Annotated in this window: 17 protein-coding genes and 3 pseudogenes; 3 read left to right on the plus strand and 17 right to left on the minus strand. The window is 62.0% G+C overall.

Annotation, left to right across the window (positions count from 1 at the left end; all coding sequences use genetic code 11):
• Window positions 1–4 precede the first annotated feature (4 nt).
• From BLV47_RS33080 to BLV47_RS33110, 7 genes are all read right to left on the minus strand, one after another.
• Entirely contained in the window at window positions 5–1,954 is a 1,950-nt protein-coding gene (locus tag BLV47_RS33080) for a relaxase/mobilization nuclease and DUF3363 domain-containing protein (RefSeq protein ID WP_092320691.1), read from the minus strand.
• A gap of 349 nt (window positions 1,955–2,303) precedes the next feature.
• A complete protein-coding gene (locus tag BLV47_RS33085) occupies window positions 2,304–2,831 on the minus strand; it encodes a S26 family signal peptidase (protein WP_092320692.1) in 528 nt (175 codons plus the stop codon).
• Window positions 2,828–3,070, minus strand: coding sequence for a hypothetical protein (locus tag BLV47_RS33090; RefSeq protein WP_092320693.1), 243 nt, complete (start codon window positions 3,068–3,070; stop codon window positions 2,828–2,830). Before BLV47_RS33090 ends, BLV47_RS33085 begins: the two co-directional genes overlap by 4 nt.
• A complete protein-coding gene (gene parA / locus BLV47_RS33095; RefSeq protein WP_092320694.1) occupies window positions 3,067–3,705 on the minus strand; it encodes a ParA family partition ATPase in 639 nt (212 codons plus the stop codon). Before parA ends, BLV47_RS33090 begins: the two co-directional genes overlap by 4 nt.
• Before the next feature lie 244 nt (window positions 3,706–3,949).
• Window positions 3,950–4,777 carry a replication initiator protein A gene (locus BLV47_RS33100; protein WP_092320695.1) on the minus strand — a complete coding sequence of 276 codons (828 nt, stop codon included), beginning with the start codon at window positions 4,775–4,777 and terminating at the stop codon, window positions 3,950–3,952.
• 11 nt (window positions 4,778–4,788) lie between these two features.
• The gene (locus BLV47_RS33105; protein ID WP_092320696.1) at window positions 4,789–5,160 is read right to left on the minus strand and encodes a helix-turn-helix domain-containing protein; all 372 of its coding nucleotides are present in this window, start codon (window positions 5,158–5,160) and stop codon (window positions 4,789–4,791) included.
• Between the two features lie 507 nt (window positions 5,161–5,667).
• The gene (locus BLV47_RS33110; RefSeq protein ID WP_003116664.1) at window positions 5,668–6,180 is read right to left on the minus strand and encodes an antirestriction protein ArdA; all 513 of its coding nucleotides are present in this window, start codon (window positions 6,178–6,180) and stop codon (window positions 5,668–5,670) included.
• 326 nt (window positions 6,181–6,506) lie between these two features.
• On the opposite strand from BLV47_RS33110, the gene BLV47_RS33115 reads away from it, so the two are divergent.
• A complete protein-coding gene (locus BLV47_RS33115; protein ID WP_092320697.1) occupies window positions 6,507–7,004 on the plus strand; it encodes a ProQ/FinO family protein in 498 nt (165 codons plus the stop codon).
• A gap of 236 nt (window positions 7,005–7,240) precedes the next feature.
• Here BLV47_RS33115 and BLV47_RS33120 read toward each other — a convergent pair whose 3' ends face one another.
• From BLV47_RS33120 to BLV47_RS33135, 4 genes and pseudogenes are all read right to left on the minus strand, one after another.
• Window positions 7,241–9,067, minus strand: coding sequence for an FAD-dependent oxidoreductase (locus tag BLV47_RS33120; RefSeq protein ID WP_208605339.1), 1,827 nt, complete (start codon window positions 9,065–9,067; stop codon window positions 7,241–7,243).
• 50 nt (window positions 9,068–9,117) lie between these two features.
• Window positions 9,118–9,315 (minus strand): annotated as a pseudogene (locus BLV47_RS33125) (DUF1329 domain-containing protein); the annotation flags it as partial.
• A 9-nt stretch (window positions 9,316–9,324) separates the two neighbouring features.
• Window positions 9,325–10,161, minus strand: a complete 837-nt coding sequence (locus tag BLV47_RS33130; RefSeq protein WP_092320698.1) for an SDR family NAD(P)-dependent oxidoreductase — start codon at window positions 10,159–10,161, stop codon at window positions 9,325–9,327.
• A gap of 10 nt (window positions 10,162–10,171) precedes the next feature.
• Window positions 10,172–11,065 carry an alpha/beta hydrolase gene (locus BLV47_RS33135; RefSeq protein ID WP_244168998.1) on the minus strand — a complete coding sequence of 298 codons (894 nt, stop codon included), beginning with the start codon at window positions 11,063–11,065 and terminating at the stop codon, window positions 10,172–10,174.
• 107 nt (window positions 11,066–11,172) lie between these two features.
• Here BLV47_RS33135 and BLV47_RS33140 point away from each other — a divergent pair, with 107 nt between their 5' ends.
• Both BLV47_RS33140 and BLV47_RS36315 read left to right on the plus strand, forming a co-directional pair.
• Window positions 11,173–11,796, plus strand: a complete 624-nt coding sequence (locus BLV47_RS33140; protein ID WP_092320700.1) for a TetR/AcrR family transcriptional regulator — start codon at window positions 11,173–11,175, stop codon at window positions 11,794–11,796.
• Between the two features lie 248 nt (window positions 11,797–12,044).
• On the plus strand, window positions 12,045–12,209 hold the full coding sequence (locus BLV47_RS36315) for a hypothetical protein (protein WP_425272217.1): 165 nt from the start codon (window positions 12,045–12,047) through the stop codon (window positions 12,207–12,209).
• Between the two features lie 35 nt (window positions 12,210–12,244).
• On the opposite strand, the pseudogene BLV47_RS33150 reads toward BLV47_RS36315, so the two are convergent.
• The 6 genes and pseudogenes from BLV47_RS33150 to BLV47_RS36820 form a co-directional block, all read right to left on the minus strand.
• Window positions 12,245–12,397: pseudogene (locus BLV47_RS33150) on the minus strand (JAB domain-containing protein); the annotation flags it as partial.
• 73 nt (window positions 12,398–12,470) lie between these two features.
• The gene (gene istB / locus BLV47_RS33155; RefSeq protein ID WP_062838242.1) at window positions 12,471–13,220 is read right to left on the minus strand and encodes an IS21-like element IS1474 family helper ATPase IstB; all 750 of its coding nucleotides are present in this window, start codon (window positions 13,218–13,220) and stop codon (window positions 12,471–12,473) included.
• The gene (gene istA, locus BLV47_RS33160; RefSeq protein ID WP_062838241.1) at window positions 13,108–14,793 is read right to left on the minus strand and encodes an IS21 family transposase; all 1,686 of its coding nucleotides are present in this window, start codon (window positions 14,791–14,793) and stop codon (window positions 13,108–13,110) included. The genes istB and istA overlap by 113 nt, the downstream gene beginning before the upstream one ends.
• Window positions 14,794–14,979: 186 nt before the next feature.
• The gene (locus tag BLV47_RS33165; protein WP_425272218.1) at window positions 14,980–15,399 is read right to left on the minus strand and encodes a JAB domain-containing protein; all 420 of its coding nucleotides are present in this window, start codon (window positions 15,397–15,399) and stop codon (window positions 14,980–14,982) included.
• A 396-nt stretch (window positions 15,400–15,795) separates the two neighbouring features.
• A complete protein-coding gene (locus tag BLV47_RS36650; protein WP_244169010.1) occupies window positions 15,796–16,230 on the minus strand; it encodes a helix-turn-helix domain-containing protein in 435 nt (144 codons plus the stop codon).
• 39 nt (window positions 16,231–16,269) lie between these two features.
• Window positions 16,270–16,449 (minus strand): annotated as a pseudogene (locus tag BLV47_RS36820) (AraC family transcriptional regulator ligand-binding domain-containing protein); the annotation flags it as partial.
• Window positions 16,450–16,495: the final 46 nt, after the last annotated feature.

Consider the following 16,495-nt stretch of genomic DNA (forward strand, 5'->3'; position numbering starts at 1 on the left):
TTGCTCAACCAATCGACGGCCCGCGCTGGCGACCCAGTTGCCAGGACGCGCTGTTGCCTTGGATCACTGCCGACACGCTCTGCCCAAGCCTCTGCTCGACCACCGGCTTCCACGGCACCAGGCTGAAGCCGATGCCATCGTCGAGCAGGGCATAACGGCCGCTGGCCAACTGCACGCTGCGCCGGTAGATCCCACTGACGCGCTGGCCCTCGACTACCGGGCGATACTGCATGCCCGTCTGCGCCGAGATCTCGCGCGCCGTTGCGGCCAGCTCCCGTCCTCGCAGGGTGGCCAGCAGGTTGCGTGAGAGCGCCACGCGTTGGCCTTGGCGTTCGGCCAGCCCCAGTTCCACCAGGAAGTCGGCACGCTGTCGCAACGCTTCACGCACTTCCTTGCCGAAGCCCTTGTCGACCAGCTCGCGGTTGCCGCCGATCAGCTGTTGGTCCAGCCAGGTCGCGCCGACGGCGCGTACCTGCTGCTCGAGGGGCAGCGGTGTGCGCAGCTCGACGGCGACATCGCCCAGGCGGCGAGCATCATGCTGCCGGCCTTGCTCGGGCAGGTCGGCCGGCACCCGCCAGACACCCTCGGCCAACCGCTCGACGATACCGGCCCGGCGCAGGGCTTCGAGGCGGCGCACATGACGCTCGATCAGTGCATCAGGATCATGTCCGTCGCTCGACTGCGAGCGTGCCAGGGCCAGGTGATGATCGGTTCGATAAAGGCCGTCCGCAGCCAGCGAAGCAATCGAGCGATCCACCGCGCGCGGCTTGCTCAGACTGCGTGTTTCCACCAGGCCGCCGATGGGGTAGTCGGCCAGCTCCGCACGGGTAGGCAGGGCCAGGTAATGCGCCTTGCCGTCGAGGCCGTCGACCACTAGATAGCCGCGGTCGTTTAGCTCGTCGGCCAGGCCCTTGGATACGATCCTACCGACCACAACAGAACCATCCTTGCCCGGCTCGAAGACCGCCAGCTCGCGCTGCAGGCTACCCATGGCCCGTTGCATCGTACGCACGATATCGCCGCGCTCGCCCATGGCGCGCAGGGTCGCCTCGACGTCGTCATGCAGGAGCCAATGCCCAGGTCGAACTTCATGGGCCAGTTCAAGCTTCTGCAGATGCTGCAAGCGGCCGATCAGCAGTTGCCGACGTGGATGGTTTGCAAGTGTTTTCAGGCTCAGGCCGCCGGCCAGGCGTTCGCGCAGCAGGTTGCGATCCAGGCTGGTGAAACGCTCCTGCTGCACCTCGCGCTGTAGGCTCTGCTGGATCTCCAGCTCGGTGCGCGGCCCCAGCCATTCGGTGGCCAGCTCAGAAGCACGGTTGCGCATGCCCTCGGCGATGTAGTCGCGGGCGATCACCAGGTCCTTGCCGGTGTCGTCCTTGCCGCGCAGGACGATATGGGTGTGCGGGTTGTCGGTGTTCCAGTGGTCGACCGCCACCCAGTCGAGGCGGGTGCCGAGGTCGGCCTCCATCCGGCTCATCAGGTGGCGGGTGTAGGTGCGTAGGTCGTCGAGTTGCTCAGCGTCCTCGGGCGAGACGATAAAGCGAAACTGGTGGCGGTCATCCCAGCAACGTTCCTCGAACGCATTGAGGTCGGCCTGGTCGGTCAATGATCCATAGGCCTGACCCGGATCGCCCTCGCGACTGACTCCGTCGCGCTCAATGTAGCGAAGGTGGCTGAGCGTCGAGCGCTTGCCAGCCTGGCGCAGGTTTACCAAGCGTGTCTTGATGGTGACGCGACGGGCGTTGGACGGCAGTTGCTGCGCGCTGAAACGAGCGGCGACATGCCCGCGGCCGAGGCGGGCGCCGGGCTGGTGGCCCGCCTTGCGCGGATTTCCGGTGCCGGCCTTGTTGGCCTGGCGCAGCACCTGATTGACGAAGGGTTGACCGCGTTGCTGCGGCTTGCCCGGCTGCGGGCGAAAACGCAATTCGTCGTCCTGACGACTCCCTTTGCTCATGTTTGGACTCCTCCAAGTTGATCGCAGTACGGCGTGTCAGGCACGCTTCCCGGCCAGTGAAACTGTAGGGCGAGCACTATTTCGGCACCTGGCGACACCGGCGCTGTGTCGCCGCCAACCCCCGTGCAGACTGCTTTCCAGGCCAACGAAGTGCCGCCCCCTTTTATCTTGCCCTCCGCTTTTTCCGTGCCTTTGCGCTGCTGAGCTGGGTAATCAGGGGAGGCAGAATGGCGACTTCCAAAGCCCCTGGTCGGCAGGCGAGGGCCGAAGTATCTGCAGCCTGGCGGCCCGCGACTGTGCGCACCGAGCGCGTGCGTTCCGCAGGCGGATCGACACGGAGAAGGCCTGTTCATCGACGCGACTCCAGCCACAAGGGCCGCGCCCGCCCGATCACCGCGTCGACAGAGATTGGGCCGAAGTAGCGGCTGTCGAACGACGCCGGGTTGCTGCTGCTGAGCAGGAACAGCTCATTGCCAACCAGACGCCGACACGCCTGCCAGCTTGGCAGCGCGCGACCCTGTCGATCCCATCTCGAGCGCTTGGCCACAAGGACGCCATCGATGCGCACCTGGCGGCCTTGCACGCATACCTGCTGCGGCGCCATCGCCGCCACGGTCTTCAGTAACGGCACGTTCGCCGGCAGGTAGCCGCGCCGCGCCGCCAGCGACCTCACCTCCGGCGGCAGGCGAACCAGCACCAGGTCGCCAGGCGCCAACGAGTTGGCCGGCGAAATGCGGTACCAACCGACGGGCACGCTGTCGGACGCGTTGTAGACCAGCCGCGGTGGCGACGTCGCAATCGTTGCCCAACCCAGGGCAAATAAGCCGACGGCGAGTAGCGCCAGTGGCCACCGCGCGCCGCGAGTACCCGGCGTCATGCAGTGGCCTCCGGAAACTGCCGCTCCAGCACCTCGCGCAGCATCTCCGTCATGGTCACGCCGCGGTTGAAGGCCGCCAGCTTGATGCGCGTGCGCAGTGCCGGCGTCACGTCCAGCGTCAGCCGGGCGCTGTAGCGCTCGGCCTTGCCGCTGTCGACGGCGGCGCCCTGGCGTATCCAGGCTTCGGCGTTCGGATCGGTCAGCGGGCGTGCGCCGATACCGATGCGCTTGCTGCTCATGGCGACCACCTCAGTAGCTCGTCGACCAGACTGCTGACCTCGCGCGCGGCGGCGCTGTCCGGCGCCAGTTCGCGTGCCAAGCGACCTGCTGCCACGCTCTCGGCGAAGACGATGCGCTGGCGTACCTCGGCCTGCAGTGCCGGTAGCGGTTGGTCGGCCAAGGCGCCGCGCGCTTCACGGCCGATCACCGTGGTGCTGACGCGGCGGTTGATGGCGAACGCTGCGCGCAGTGTGGGCCTGAACACCTGCGCTTCGCGGATCAGGTTGACCATCTCCGCGCTGGCCCACAGGTCGTAGGGGCTGGGCTGCACCGGGATCAACACGCGATCGGCCGCCAGCAACGCCGAGCGGGCGAGGGCGGCGATGCGCGGCGGCCCGTCGATGATGATGTGATCGGCACGACGAGCCAGCTCCGGGGCTTCCTGGTGCAGTGTCTCGCGCGCCAGGCCGACAGCACTGAACAATCTCGGCAAACCTTGCTGGCTGCGCCGTTGTGTCCAATCCAACGCCGAGCCTTGCGGATCGGCATCGAGCAGGATGACGTTCTTTCCACGCAGGGCCAGTTCACCGGCGATATGGGTGGCGAGGGTGGTTTTGCCCACCCCGCCTTTCTGGTTGAGCAGGGCGACGATCATGGCCGGATCTCCCCGGCCAAACTGCCCCGATCAGCACCTGTCCACAATCCGGCGCTGCCCCAATAACAAGTTAGAGCTTTTAAGTTAGTTAAGTTAAGGGAGGCTGTCGGCCCCGCCAGCCTTGGCCTGCAGAGGCGTTCGTGCGCCTGAAAGCACGTGCGCCGTGCTCCTGATAGCACGGGCCGGCATGCGCCTGAAAGCACGTCTGGATTCACAGCTTTTCCAGAAGATATCCCCGTGCCGTCTACGGCACGTGCCGGAAGGCCAGCAGCTCGGTCGAACGCGACAGACGCACCACTTCCAGGCGATACCCAGGCAGCGATTGGCGAGCCGCCAGCGCACGCAGATCGAGGGCGAAGTCTGAATAGCGCGCCGAGCTGCCCGACTTGCGATACAGATGGCGAAAGTCGAACTGCCAGCCGTCCTTCTGCTTGCCGCCGTGCTTGCGCACCAGGCGATACAGCCAGCGCTCGATGCCGCCGGTGAGACGAAAGTAGGCCGGGTCGATGGTCAGCACTAGAGCCTGATCCAGCACCCCGCTGTAAAACCAGTCCGGCAGGATCAGCTCGATACCCAGTGGCCGGCCATCCGCCGCGGCTAACTCCTTCCACTCGTTGATCCAGGAGAAACGATGTAGACGCCGGCCGGTGGTCTCGCGGATCGACGTGGCCACGCTGGTCGATTGCAGCCGATCCAGGGCGGCCTTCAGGCGCTGGTAGTCGCGCAGCGAGGTGCCCCGGCCGATGAAGCGCAGGATCTGGTAGGGCGTTGCACGCATCAGCCGCGAAGTGGGGATATCCGCATCGCGCGCCTCTACAAGTTGGCTGGCCGCCCAGATCAGGATGTCGGCATCCCAGATCGTGGCGATGCCGTGTTCCAGCGTGCCCTCCACGCGCACCGTCACCTCGCCCGAGCGAAAGTCGATCGGCACGGTGCGCCGCGACTTGGCCAGCGAGAAGAACGGATGCGCCATCAGATCCTGGGCGTCGCGTGGCGCCAAATCCCCCGGCAGGGCACGAAACAGATCCAGTTGCTCGTTCTGCGAAGTCAAATCGAGATGCTGACGATTCATGAGCGAAGGTTTCACTGATCATCACGCTGCACTCCCGGGTGGCGGTCGATGTACTCGGGATCGAAGGTGGTCTCGAAGCTGCGCTCACCGGCCCAGGCTTCGAGGTCGGTAACCGCGTACATCACCCGCCGGCCAAACTTGTGGAAGCGCGGTCCGCCGCCGATTACCCGCTGCTTCTCCAGCGTGCGCGGCGACAGCCGCAGGAAGGCCGCGGCTTCGCTGTTGGTGAGGTAACGAGGGGTAGGGCAGGCCTGTGATGTTTGCGCCTCGCCAGCGCTTTCCACGGGCTGCATGGCATGCGTCATCGGCCCGGCCTTGCGGTGCAGCGGGGCATCGAGATCGATGCGACGCGAGTGATGGGAAAGATTGGTTGAGTGCGACATGGTGTGTTCTCCGTTGACGTGGGAGGTGCACCGTGCGGCAGCCGTCGCGCTCGATCATGCCGGGTTGGGTCTGGGCGAATGCGCAGGCAGGAGTGGCGAGGATTGATACCGAGAAGGTCTGGACGCTGACCGGGTACGCCTATCTACGCGTGTCACCGGCCATGGTTCCCAAGCACGCCAAGCTCCGTGCGTGCAGCCTAAGGATTTACGGGTCTACGGCTTTCCACAAAACCGGAAAACCGCATCGGCGGATTTCCGTAAATCCGTAAAAACGTAAATCCGCTTCTCCACAAACCCGTAAATCCGTGGATACGGATCGACGGATTTGGGCAAAACCGTAAGACCGTAACGGTCTCAATCAGCGGACGACCCAACGAGGTTGCTCCAGGCTGATCGCTGGGTGCAGACGCCTGTGCATCAGCCGTCCGGGTGGGGCGCGCGGGTGGCCGGCAGGACAGGGGCGCAAAAAAAACAAGGCACCGGGTCTTCCCGGTGCCTTCCGCTGGGTTAGCGATTCCAGAACACATGCACCTGCTCGAAGCCGGTCTCCAAAGTAAACACGTCGCCGCTGTATTCCATGTCGCGGGCCATGGCACCGTAGTCAATGTACATAGCCAGGTGCGGCGGAATGCTGGTGGTTTCCTCGGTCAGCTCCTGGGCGTAGTCGGCCAGCGAGCTGTAGCAGCCGCAATAATCTTCCTCAGCCGCCTTGCGCGCCTGCTCCAGGTCGTTGAAGTGAGCGAGCAGGGCGCCGCCGAACGCGGGGTACTCCTCGATGAAGCACGCAATCTCATGGGCGTTTTCGAGGCCCTCGTACTCACCGAGGCGGTAGCCGTCGAAGCCCTCGAAGTCGTGGATGGCATACTCCTCCGCACCCTCGACAGGGGAGGCCGCCAGCATGGCACTGACCTGCGCCTGGAGGTCGTCCAGCTCCAGGGTGGCGTCGATCCAGACGCCATGCAGGTGACCGGCGTTGTACGCGGCCAGGTCGGCAACGTAGATCCTGATTTCTTCGCTCATGGCTTTCGCTCCTTCGTCTTCAGGGTTCTGCGCTTGCGCTGCGCATGAACCCCTGCCGACTAGGGCGACTAAGGCGGTCGTGAAAAAATCAGGAAAAATCGCGGAGGCTCCACCCAGCGCAGCGTCCGGGTGGAAACCGTCTATTTTTCTTGATTTTGAGGGGGCAAGAACCCCTGCTTTGGAAAGAGGGAGAGCGTCACCATGGGTGGTGACGGCATGCCTGATTCGCCAGTGGGTAACTGACCGGAGTCGGCTCCGGGCTGTGCCGAAAGACTGCATGAGATAACCTTGCGCCACGAATCAACCATGAAGCTGCGAACTGAACGATGGGTTTTGAACAACTAGCTGAGCTACGCGACCGCCTGCGAGCCGAAAAAGTGCAGGTAAAGACGGATAGTCCGAAGCAGCGTGTGCGGAAGCCTTCTCCGCAGACGAAGCCTCGCGAGCAAGATCCTGCGGTGGAAGCGATCTGGCGACTGCAGAAGCATTTTCCATTGGCCTTTCCGGTTAACCCGGCCCCCAAGGTTCCCCTAAAGGAGGGCATTCTCAAGGATGCCGAGCAACATCTGGAGTTGCTCGGAATATCCAGCGAACAGCTCAAGCAGGGTATCGCTACCTGGTGTCGAGGAAGTCGATACTGGGCAAGCATGACGGAGAATGCGCCGCGCCTGGACTTGAGCGGTCGGGCAGTTGGCATGGTGACGGCGGCTCAGGCTCTGCATGCGAAGCAGCAGGCCAAGCGGCAGCGCGGACAAGCACGACGTAATCAGTCGAAGCCGAAAGAGCGTATACAGGGCTCCGCCGCAGAGACAGCTGTCGAGTAGTTTGTGGATTCACACTACTCGCGCTCGGCACCGAGTTGCCCAATCATTGGCAAGGTGCGCGAGGCTGTTCGAAGAGCTGCAAATGGCCGGCACCGCTTACCAGAAGTGCTCGCTATCGGCCATGAGCGGTGCATCCGCACATCTAGCTAGCGGGCATTCACATCAGGCAGAAACCGGCCAGAAGGAGACGTTCAGATACGCCTACCTCCTGAAACACCCTAGAGTGCTTTGTAGCATCACTTGGGTGGGTGCTCGTGATCGCAAGCGGTCAACTGGTCGACCAGCGCTTTCAGTTCGCCGAGGTGGTTCTCATAGAGGCCGCGCGGCGATGATTTGTGCTGGTTGCACAGGAACGCAGCAGCACCGGTAGCAATGCCGTGCTGCGATCCGTTGCCCATGGTTTTGGTTGATGAGCCAGCGACGTGGGTGACGCTGATGTGCTTACCAGCCATCAGCAGGTTGTCGATGTTGGCGGAGTACAGGCAGCGGTATGGGATCCCATAGGCCTGTTTGTCGCGCATGTCCCAGATCCAATCCTTTAGGCGGAAGTCGTACTTACCTTCGCCTGGCTCCCACGCACAGTGGATGCAGAAGGCCCCATCGTTGGGCACCAACGCATCGGGGAAACTGGTGTGGTTGCGGATGTCATTTTCCGACAGCACATAGTCGCCGCGATAGCGCCGGAACTCGCCCTGCGCCGCGACAAAGGCCATCCATTCGAACTCCAGGTTGGCATAGTTTTCCGGTTCGAGTTTTTTGACGTTCGAGAACGTGCCGTAGAGCGCACGCATCAGGTAGTCGCGAATCAACTCACCATTGGTGTATGGGTCGAGCCATTGGCCGTATTCCCAGAAGTGAGTGGCAGGAAACACGTCGGCTTTGCTGCCGAATCTGAACTCAGGTGTGCTCGGATTGGCCCCTGCCTGTGGCCCAGGAGCATTTTCGACGCCGGCCTCCAGTAATTGACCGCTCAGGTTGGCGTAGTCCTTGGATACTTCGGTTGCCCATGGCACCTCGGGAAATGAAACCGGGTGTTCTGCCATGCGAGTGCGGAAGAACAGCGTATTGCCGTGGTGCATGTCATCGCCCACTTCCGGCGCATAAGGCTCGTTGAACTCAGCGCGAGCCTCCCGCCCGAACAACGTTTCGGCACCGGCAAGCACGCCAATAATGGCCGTGCCACTGGCGTCGATGAACACCGAGCCGGTAATGCGGCGCTCGTGGCCGCCACGTGCCTGAATCGCCTGAACCGCAGTGATTTTAGAGTCCTGCTTTTCGACGCTGATGATGCGGTGTCCGAGAAAAACCTTGGCGGTTGGTTCAGCCTCCAGCAGTGATAGTGCAGCCAGATCACCGTTCGCTGAACGCTGGGCCAGCTCGTTGAGCAGAGCGCCCTGTGAGCCTCTCGGCATCAGACCGATTTCATTGCTGGCATTGCCACCAAGCACCGGACGGTCATGGATCAAAGCGACGCTCTGCCCCAAACGAGCAGCGGTCAACGCAGCAGCGCATCCCGAGATACCTCCGCCGACCACAACCACATCGTAATGGCCGGCATCGAGCGGCTTATCTGGCAGGCCGCGTAGTGCTTTACGCCAGGCTTGGCTGGTGGCATTCACCTCATTGGGTGGGGCTACGTCATCGGTTGACAGGTAGATTGCATCGCAGCGGCCATCGAAGCCGGTCAGATCATGAAGCACCACGGTAGTGGCGCCTGGTTCCAGCGAAATCTTGCCCGCTGGCTGCCACGACCAATCCTCGCTATTCGCACCAAATACCGTGTCGAGAACCACTCCATTAATCGATACGGTGAAGCGCCCAGGATGATGCGATGGCACCCAGTCCTTCGCTCGCACCCAGACGTGGTACGCACCTTGGCGCTCAAGATTAATCGTTGTAGAGGCATCGCTAACAGGGCGCCCCAGGCCGTGGGCAAGCAGATAGGGCGACCCCATGACGGTCTCGAATTGGGAGTCGAGAACCCAGCCCCCATAGCTATCAAAATCCTCGGCCTCGATCAGGATGTTTGCTGGAGACTCGCTCATGTTGGCTGGGTTGATCACTTCTCTTACTCCATTACTTGTACAGAATCACCGCTGTGGCTTGGTTCGACTCAACGCACGCCCGCTAGGCGTAATGCCGCTGGGGTGTAATCGCTTTCCGAGGCGGTGTAACTGAAGTCGTAGGCCTGCTTCTCTTCGTTCTTCATCCCCATCGCCAGATACCGGCCAGCTTGCAGGTCAGCAATGGTTTCCAGGGTGTACCAGGGCACTTGCGTGTTGTAGTAGAACTGGGAGTGGGCCTCCGCTAAGGAAATGCTCTATTTGGCTGGAGCGGGCTTGGCGGCCTCGACCATTGCTGCGACTTCACTGTCCTTGAACTCAACCGCTTCAAGGATCTTGCGGAACAGACGTGGCAGGTGTGCGACGAAGGAGTTTTCCTTGGGCACGAACATCATGTCGGAGCGGTTCTCGATGCCCTTCACGATGCTCTTCACCACATCTTCCAGGGCCACCATTTTGAAGAGTCCTGAATTGTTTCCTTTCCAGATCTTGCTGCCCGCAGCGCTCTTGAAGGTCTGATCCATTAGCGGTGTATGGAAGAACGTGGGATGCACGCTACCGACGCCGACACCCGTGTGGCGAAGCTCCAGGCGAATGCTGTTGCACATGGCCCATACGCCGGCCTTGCTTGAGGTATACGAGGCCTGCAACGGTGAATGGCTGAAAGCAGCCAATGACGAGATCGCCATCAGGTAGCCCTGACGCTTCTGCACATGACCTACGGCGGCACGGAAGGTGCGCCATACCCCGAGTAGGTTCACGTCGATCACCCGCTCGAAGACCTTGGGATCACCCGTCACCAGGGGCTCGAATGCAGTAATGCCGGCATTCGCAATCACCACATCGATGCCGCCAAAGTGCGCTGCTGCTTCTTCCATTGCAGTGTCGATGCTTTCCATCGAGCAGACATTCACCTGCCAGGCGCGGGTGTTGGCGCCGAGGGCTGTTGCTTGAGCCTCAACCGCCGCACCATCCATGTCGAATAATGCGAGCTTGGCACCTTTGTCGAGCAGTGCCTGGCAAACGGCTGAGCCCAGCCCACCTGTCGAACCGGTGATCGCAATAACGCGCCCATCAAGATTGTAAAAAGCCATTATTGGATCCTCAGTTCAGGGGAACGGTGCGTTGGAGAAAGTCGATTTGGTCGCCGATGGTTCTCTCGAAGGAGTCGCCGAGATAGATATCGAAATGCCCCTCCTTGTAGATCTTGATCTGGCCACGGGGAGCACGACGGGCATGGCGAAGGGTGGCTTTTGCTGGAGCTACCGTGTCGGTTTCACAGACGCAGAAAAGCGTCGGGCAATTCAGCTGCGGTGTTTTCCGACCAGGGAAGTAGGTAAGGATTTGCAGTGCGATGCGGGCAGCGACGTAGTTGGGGAACTGCTTGGCTGCGGCATCAGGAACCAGCTGGAGATAGCCCTGTTCGCAGTCTGCCGCCGACATCATTGCGGTTGAGCCAGGCTTGCCCGCCAGGGCAATCGTTACTGGCGCAGCACCAAACCAGGAACCCAGTTTGTCTGTCAGGGCGCGGATGGTGACCTTGATCGAGGTCAGGGGCGGGACAGCCATGCTGGAGGCCATGCCGTCGGTGAAGGGGCACTGGGAGATCACCGCAGCGACTCTCTGATCATCGGCGGCAGTCGCGATGACATGACCTCCACTGAAGGATGTGCCCCAGAGGACGACTTTGTCTGTATCCACATCAGTGCGCGTCCGTGCGAAGGCGATGGCAGCCTTCCAATCCTGCAACTGCTTGTTCACATCCAGCAGCTGACGCGGTTCACCCTCGCTATCACCAAAATGCCGGTAATCAAAAACCAGACAGGCATAGCCGAGGTCTCTAAAGCGCTCGGCATAGGCACCGAGTCGCATCACACGCGTGCTCCCCAGGCCATGAGCCATGACGATGACTGGAGCAGGTTTCTTGGTTTTCGGCAGATAGAGCCAAGCCTTACAGCGGCTGCCCTCAGCCAGGAACTCAACATCGAGACGGTTCATGGTCATGATCCTGGAGTCGTGTATTGAAATTTTTTTAACTCAAACGTTGGAGTCTATTACAACGTTGGATATGACTCTATCCATTGAGTGTGATACCGTCAACCGCCATGACGACCGTGAATTTGACCCGCACCCAACGCCGCGCAGCTGACATGCGCCAGAACCTGGTAGAGATCGCCGAGACCTTGCTGATTGAGGGGGGGATGGCGGCTGTATCAGCCGATGAGGTTGCACGTCGGGCCGACGTGTCCCTGCAAACGGTCTACAACCGGGTGGGTGGGAAGCCCGCGCTGCTCATCGCTATTGCCGAGCGCTCGATGGAGGAAAACCGTGCCTACGTCGATAAGGCGTATGACGGTAAGGGGACACCTGAAGAGCGGGGTCTGCGAATCTTCAATGCGTACGTCAGCTTCGCAATGGAACGGCCCCATCAGTTCCGCATCCTGGCCAACCCCCCAGAAGATCCTGAGGCTATTTCTCGCATTGGCGCGATGGCGCGGGAGCAGATCGCGCACATGGCGGCGATCATTCGCGATGGGATTGCAGAGGAATGGATCGATCCAGAAATTGATCCTGACAGCACAGCAAACGCAGTCTGGTCGATGATGAATGGCGTGCTGACGTTGGCGTTGCGGGATGACGCCTTGCGGTCGGAGTCAGTCAGTCGCGAGGCTCTTGTGCAGTCAGCACTGACAATCATCCAGTCTGGCTTGAGAAGTCGCCGCCTTTAGCAATTTCTGCTGCTGAATGTGCAATAGAGCGCGGCGAGCTGCCTCTCTCAACGAATCCACGCCAATTCCTCAAGCTGGCTTCATCCCCCTTGTTCTTTCGTGGGGTTCTAATAGGGGAGCCATTCTCGAAGGCCGAGATCATTGATGTTGCCCGTCGCACCATTCTAGCGTTCAAGCATCCATGAGCAGGAACGGCTGCTTCTGGCCGGTTGTTGCCCGTCGCGACTGGCAGCTTCAGGTCGATTCTGTTGAAAAAGTCGGCCTTTGAGAGTGCTGCTTATGGCCATTCTGGTCTGCTCGACATGATCAGAACCTACGACCTGCTGCACCTGATCCAAGAGAACGGTGGGCATTGGACGGTGGGGCTGGCAGCGAAGGAAGAGGAATCGGCTGAACACGCTGCGCATGCCTGAAAGGGCCAGCAAAAAGGGGGCTCAGCCCCCTTGGTTCATAGCAACCCAAGCTCAGCGAAAGATACGGTGCGTTGGCCTGCCACGATGATGTGATCCAGCGAGCGGACATCTACTAGCGCCAAGGCTTCTTTCAAACGTTGTGTGAGCACCTTGTCAGCTTGGCTTGGCTGCGGATTTCGGTGAACGTGACCGAGCGTTTCGCTAATACGTGACCGGTGCTTCCACCCCGGTTGCGCGGGTTCTGGATTGTAATCGCATCGGTCACGATGCGGCTTGTTCCTCGGCTTTTTTTCGGCGCAGCGACTCGCCTTTCATCGTCAGTCGGTAGGCGTTGTGCACCAGGCGGTCGAGGATGGCATCGGCCAGGGTCGGGTCGTTGATCCAGCCGTGCCAGTGCTCGATGGGCAGTTGGCTCGTCAGGATGGTGGAGCGGCTGCCAGCGCGGTCGTCGATCACCTCCAGCAGGTCATGCCGGGCTCCTTCCTCCAGCGGGGCTAGCGCCCAGTCGTCCAGCACCAGGACGTCGACCTTTGCCAGCTGTTGCAGGGTACGGCCGAAGCTGCCGTCGCCATGAGCGATGCGCAGTTGTTCCAGCAGGCGCGGGGTGCGCAGGTACAGGGTGCTATAGCCCTGGCGGCAGGCCTGGTTGCCCAGGGCGCAGGCCAGCCAGGTTTTGCCGGCACCGGTCGGGCCGGTCAGCAGCAGGTTGTGCTGCTGGCGGATCCAGTCGCCACTGGCCAGGGTGGCGATCAGACGCTCGTCCAGGGCGCGTCCGGTGCGGCGGTCGAGATCTTCCAGGCAGGCGTTGGCGTACTTGAGCTTGGCCTTCTTGCGCAGCCGTACCAGGCGCTGGTTGTCACGCCAGGCCAGTTCGCGGTCGAGCAGTAGGCCGAGGCGTTCATCGAAGCTCAGGCTGTGGCTGGCCGGCAGCGTCCATTGCTCTTCCAGGGCGCGGGCCATGCCGTCCAGGCGTAGCTGGTGCAGTTGATTCAGGGTGTGTTGCGGCATCATCGAACAGCTCCTGTTGCGGGGGTTGGTAGTAGTCGGCGCCACGGACGTTCTCGTGGTCGCCGGGTAAGGTCGTTTCGGCGGCACGCTGGGGCAGCGGCTGTTGATCCAGGCCTTGCTGGAGCAGGTTGCGCACGCTGCGCCCGGTGAAGGCGCGCAGGTGTACGGCACGTTCGGCAGCGGCTTCCAGGCGTGCATTGCCATAGCGCCGGGCCAGCGAGAGCAGGCCGAGGCAGGCGCGGTAGCCCATCTCCGGGTGCGGCTTGTGGGTCAGTTGGTGATCGATCAGTTGGCGCGTGTAGGGGCCGATCCGCGCGCCCCAGTCGAGCAGGCGTTGTGGCGTCCATTCGCGATGCGCCTGGTGCGCCGCGGGCATGTGCTCGCGCTGGGTACTGTAAGCGCCGCGTCGCCCCAGCAGCAGGTGGCTGGCCACCCGCCGGTTGCCATGCAGCACTTCCAGGGTGTGTGCCGTCAGTCGCACGTCCACGTTCTGCCGGGCCAGGGCGGAGGGCACGCTGTAGAAGCTGCCATTGACCTCGATGTGGTAGTCGATGCTGACCTTGCAGCGCTTGAAGGTGGCGACCTCGTAGGGATGCACCGGCAGCGCTCGCAAGGCCGGGCGATCCAGGCGCTCGAACCAGTCGCGCCGGCAGCCATCGAGCCGCTTGAACGGGCGCCGATTCAGATCCTCCAGCAGCTCGGCGATGGCCTGGTTAAGCGCATGCAGGCTGAAGAACTGCCGATGGCGCAGCCGCGCCATGATCCAGCGCTCGACCACCTGCACCGCCACCTCGGCCTTGGCCTTGTCCTGAGGCTTGCGTGGCCGTGCCGGCAGGATCACCGTCTGGTAATGACGCGCGCACTCCAGCGTGGCCCGGTTCAGGCCCGGCTCGTAGCGATCCGGCTGGGCGACCAGGGCGCGCGGATTGTCCGGCACAACCATTTCCGGCACGCCGCCAAAGTAGGTCAGAGCCTGGCCCAGCGAGGTCAGCCAGTCCACCTGGGTTTCGCCTGGCGTCGCGCAGGCATAGGTGTAATTCGAGGCGCCCAGGGCGGCGACGAAGATGTGCGCCCGGCGCACTTCGCCGGTGGCCGGGTCGACCACCGGCAGCGTCGGCCCGGCATAGTCGATGAATAGCTTCTCGCCCGCACGGTGCAGCTGACGCATCGAACGTTTGAGCGTCTGGGCGTAGCGCCGGTAGTGCTCGACGAACTGGGTGTAGCGGTAGGTCGGCTGGCCCGCATGCGCGGCGAGATATTCCTCCCACAGCAGCTGCAAGGTCACGCCCTTGCGTCGCAACTCGCGGTGGATGCTCAGCACATCGGGCAGCACTCGCTCACCGCGCGGCTTGTTCGTCGACGTCGGTGCAAACAAGGCGGCCGCCAGCGCGGCCTCGTCCATGGCCACCAGCGCCGGCCAGTCCAGCCCGGCCACCCGCGCCGCCGCGATGTACTTGCTAACCACGCCCTTGGACAGCTGCAAGGCACGGGCAATCTTCTCGTGGGACAAGCCGGCCTCAAACTTGAGGCGCAGACATTCTTTGATGTTTCGCATGGCTACTCGCGGCGCCGCCATCTTCCTCTCCCGAAATCGGTCGAGGATGGCGGCGCATCAGGTCATGCGCAACGAAGGGGAAGGCTTTCGCTAAGTCGTGACCGGCGATTTCGGTAAGCCGTGACCACCTGTTTCGGAACAGGCGGAAAATCGGTCACGTTGCTACCGAAATGAGCGGTCACGCGTTAGCGAAATGACCGGTCACGATCAACCGAAACGGCCGGTCACGGTGCTCCGAAATCCGCAGCTTGGCTCTGGAATTCCGCTTGGATGGTTGTGCGCGAATATCACAGCAGCTGCATTCAGGCGCAGCGCTTCCTTGACTATCTCGCGCGGGTACACAGACGCACTGTCGATGGTGCCGCGGAACATCTCGACGTACTGGATCAGGCGATGCTTGGCATCCAGAAACAGCGCTGCGAAAACCTCGTGCTCAAAGCCACCCAGCTTCGCGATCAGGTAGTCCTTGACCAGCTCCGAAGACGTGAAGGCTGCACCTCGCTGAACCTTCTGATCGATCACCCTGCGAGCAGCGTTCAGGATCTGCTCCGCAGTAGCAGGCAAATAACGACCTTGCTCGTCGCGAATCATCAGGGAAGCGTCAAAGGCGAGAGAAAGCTGCGACATGATCATGCTCCAGTTGCTCGGGCGGAATTGCCCGGAACCGGCTCAGCACGGCGCAGCGCAGCAGTCAGGGGGCGATAGCCGGCCCCGCCGCAAGCGCGCGAAGCGCGTGCAGCCCTTGACGGCGAGAACGCCGTGATAGGGTGAGAGGAAACAGCAAGACCGCCATTCCACCGATCTCACAGGCGCCGTCAGCAAGCGCAGCGCGCAGGCTCTATCGGTACGGACTAAAACGCCCTGAGGCGTTGTTGGCGAGCAGTAGAACTGCAGATGTGGCCTGCACCAACAACGAGAAAGGAACGACGCTGGTCGCCACTTGTAGCCTGTGCCCTATCAAAACGATTGGCAGACGGCCGCTACCGAAATATTCGCGCTATAGAGTCCTAGAAGGCCGAGCACCTATAAGCTCTTGCTTTCGATTCGCCTATGCAGTGCGTTCAAGCGGGAGGCGCGCAGCAGGCGGGGCTGCCGATTGGAACAATGTTGCTTTTGCCATTCCAATGGTGTGATTTGAAACCAGCGACTGAACGCCCGACAGAACCCGCTCTGATTGGAGTAACCCAGCAGCCCCGATATTTGCATCATGCTAATGAACGGGTCTGCGAGGTAACGGCTGGCCAGGTCCTGGCGCGTTTCATCGAGCAGCCGTTGGAAGGATGTGCCTTCCTGACTCAGGCGACGCTGCAGGGTACGGCTGTTGAGTGCCATGCTGTCGGCGACCTTCTCAACGGTGGCGCGGCCGCTGGGTAGAAGGTGGCGGAGCAGTTGCCGGACGTAGCCAGGCAGGTCGTCGGCAGATAGGCGCTCCATCTTCTGCATGTGTTCAACGATCAACTGGTGCAGTCCGTTATCGGCGGTACTCAGCGGCTTTGAAAGCGCGGAGGTCGCCAGTTCGATGCCGCAGCAATGGGCCGAGAAGCGGGGTTGGGAGCCGAGTACCCTCCGATAGCTTGCCTCATCACCAAGCGCACGGTGCCGCAGTAGGACGGCCGAAGGGCGCCAGGTATCGCCTAGAAGGGCACGCAGTAATTGCACCCCCACGGAGCAGACCAATTCCTCGACTTGCGCCAGGCCCGGCAGGTCTAGTGCGGATTTCGGT

The sequence above is a fragment of the Pseudomonas saponiphila genome, assembly GCF_900105185.1.
Classification (GTDB): domain Bacteria; phylum Pseudomonadota; class Gammaproteobacteria; order Pseudomonadales; family Pseudomonadaceae; genus Aquipseudomonas; species Aquipseudomonas saponiphila.

What these genes read in the sequence shown, in the direction of transcription:
- BLV47_RS33080 (WP_092320691.1), bottom strand. Translation starts at nt 1,954, where the DNA reads ATGAGCAAAGGGAGTCGTCAGGACGACGAATTGCGTTTTCGCCCGCAG.
- BLV47_RS33085 (WP_092320692.1), bottom strand. Translation starts at nt 2,831, where the DNA reads ATGACGCCGGGTACTCGCGGCGCGCGGTGGCCACTGGCGCTACTCGCC.
- BLV47_RS33090 (WP_092320693.1), bottom strand. Translation starts at nt 3,070, where the DNA reads ATGAGCAGCAAGCGCATCGGTATCGGCGCACGCCCGCTGACCGATCCG.
- parA (WP_092320694.1), bottom strand. Translation starts at nt 3,705, where the DNA reads ATGATCGTCGCCCTGCTCAACCAGAAAGGCGGGGTGGGCAAAACCACC.
- BLV47_RS33100 (WP_092320695.1), bottom strand. Translation starts at nt 4,777, where the DNA reads ATGAATCGTCAGCATCTCGATTTGACTTCGCAGAACGAGCAACTGGAT.
- BLV47_RS33105 (WP_092320696.1), bottom strand. Translation starts at nt 5,160, where the DNA reads ATGTCGCACTCAACCAATCTTTCCCATCACTCGCGTCGCATCGATCTC.
- BLV47_RS33110 (WP_003116664.1), bottom strand. Translation starts at nt 6,180, where the DNA reads ATGAGCGAAGAAATCAGGATCTACGTTGCCGACCTGGCCGCGTACAAC.
- BLV47_RS33115 (WP_092320697.1), top strand. Translation starts at nt 6,507, where the DNA reads ATGGGTTTTGAACAACTAGCTGAGCTACGCGACCGCCTGCGAGCCGAA.
- BLV47_RS33130 (WP_092320698.1), bottom strand. Translation starts at nt 10,161, where the DNA reads ATGGCTTTTTACAATCTTGATGGGCGCGTTATTGCGATCACCGGTTCG.
- BLV47_RS33135 (WP_244168998.1), bottom strand. Translation starts at nt 11,065, where the DNA reads ATGAACCGTCTCGATGTTGAGTTCCTGGCTGAGGGCAGCCGCTGTAAG.
- BLV47_RS33140 (WP_092320700.1), top strand. Translation starts at nt 11,173, where the DNA reads ATGACGACCGTGAATTTGACCCGCACCCAACGCCGCGCAGCTGACATG.
- istB (WP_062838242.1), bottom strand. Translation starts at nt 13,220, where the DNA reads ATGATGCCGCAACACACCCTGAATCAACTGCACCAGCTACGCCTGGAC.
- istA (WP_062838241.1), bottom strand. Translation starts at nt 14,793, where the DNA reads ATGGCGGCGCCGCGAGTAGCCATGCGAAACATCAAAGAATGTCTGCGC.
- BLV47_RS33165 (WP_425272218.1), bottom strand. Translation starts at nt 15,399, where the DNA reads ATGTCGCAGCTTTCTCTCGCCTTTGACGCTTCCCTGATGATTCGCGAC.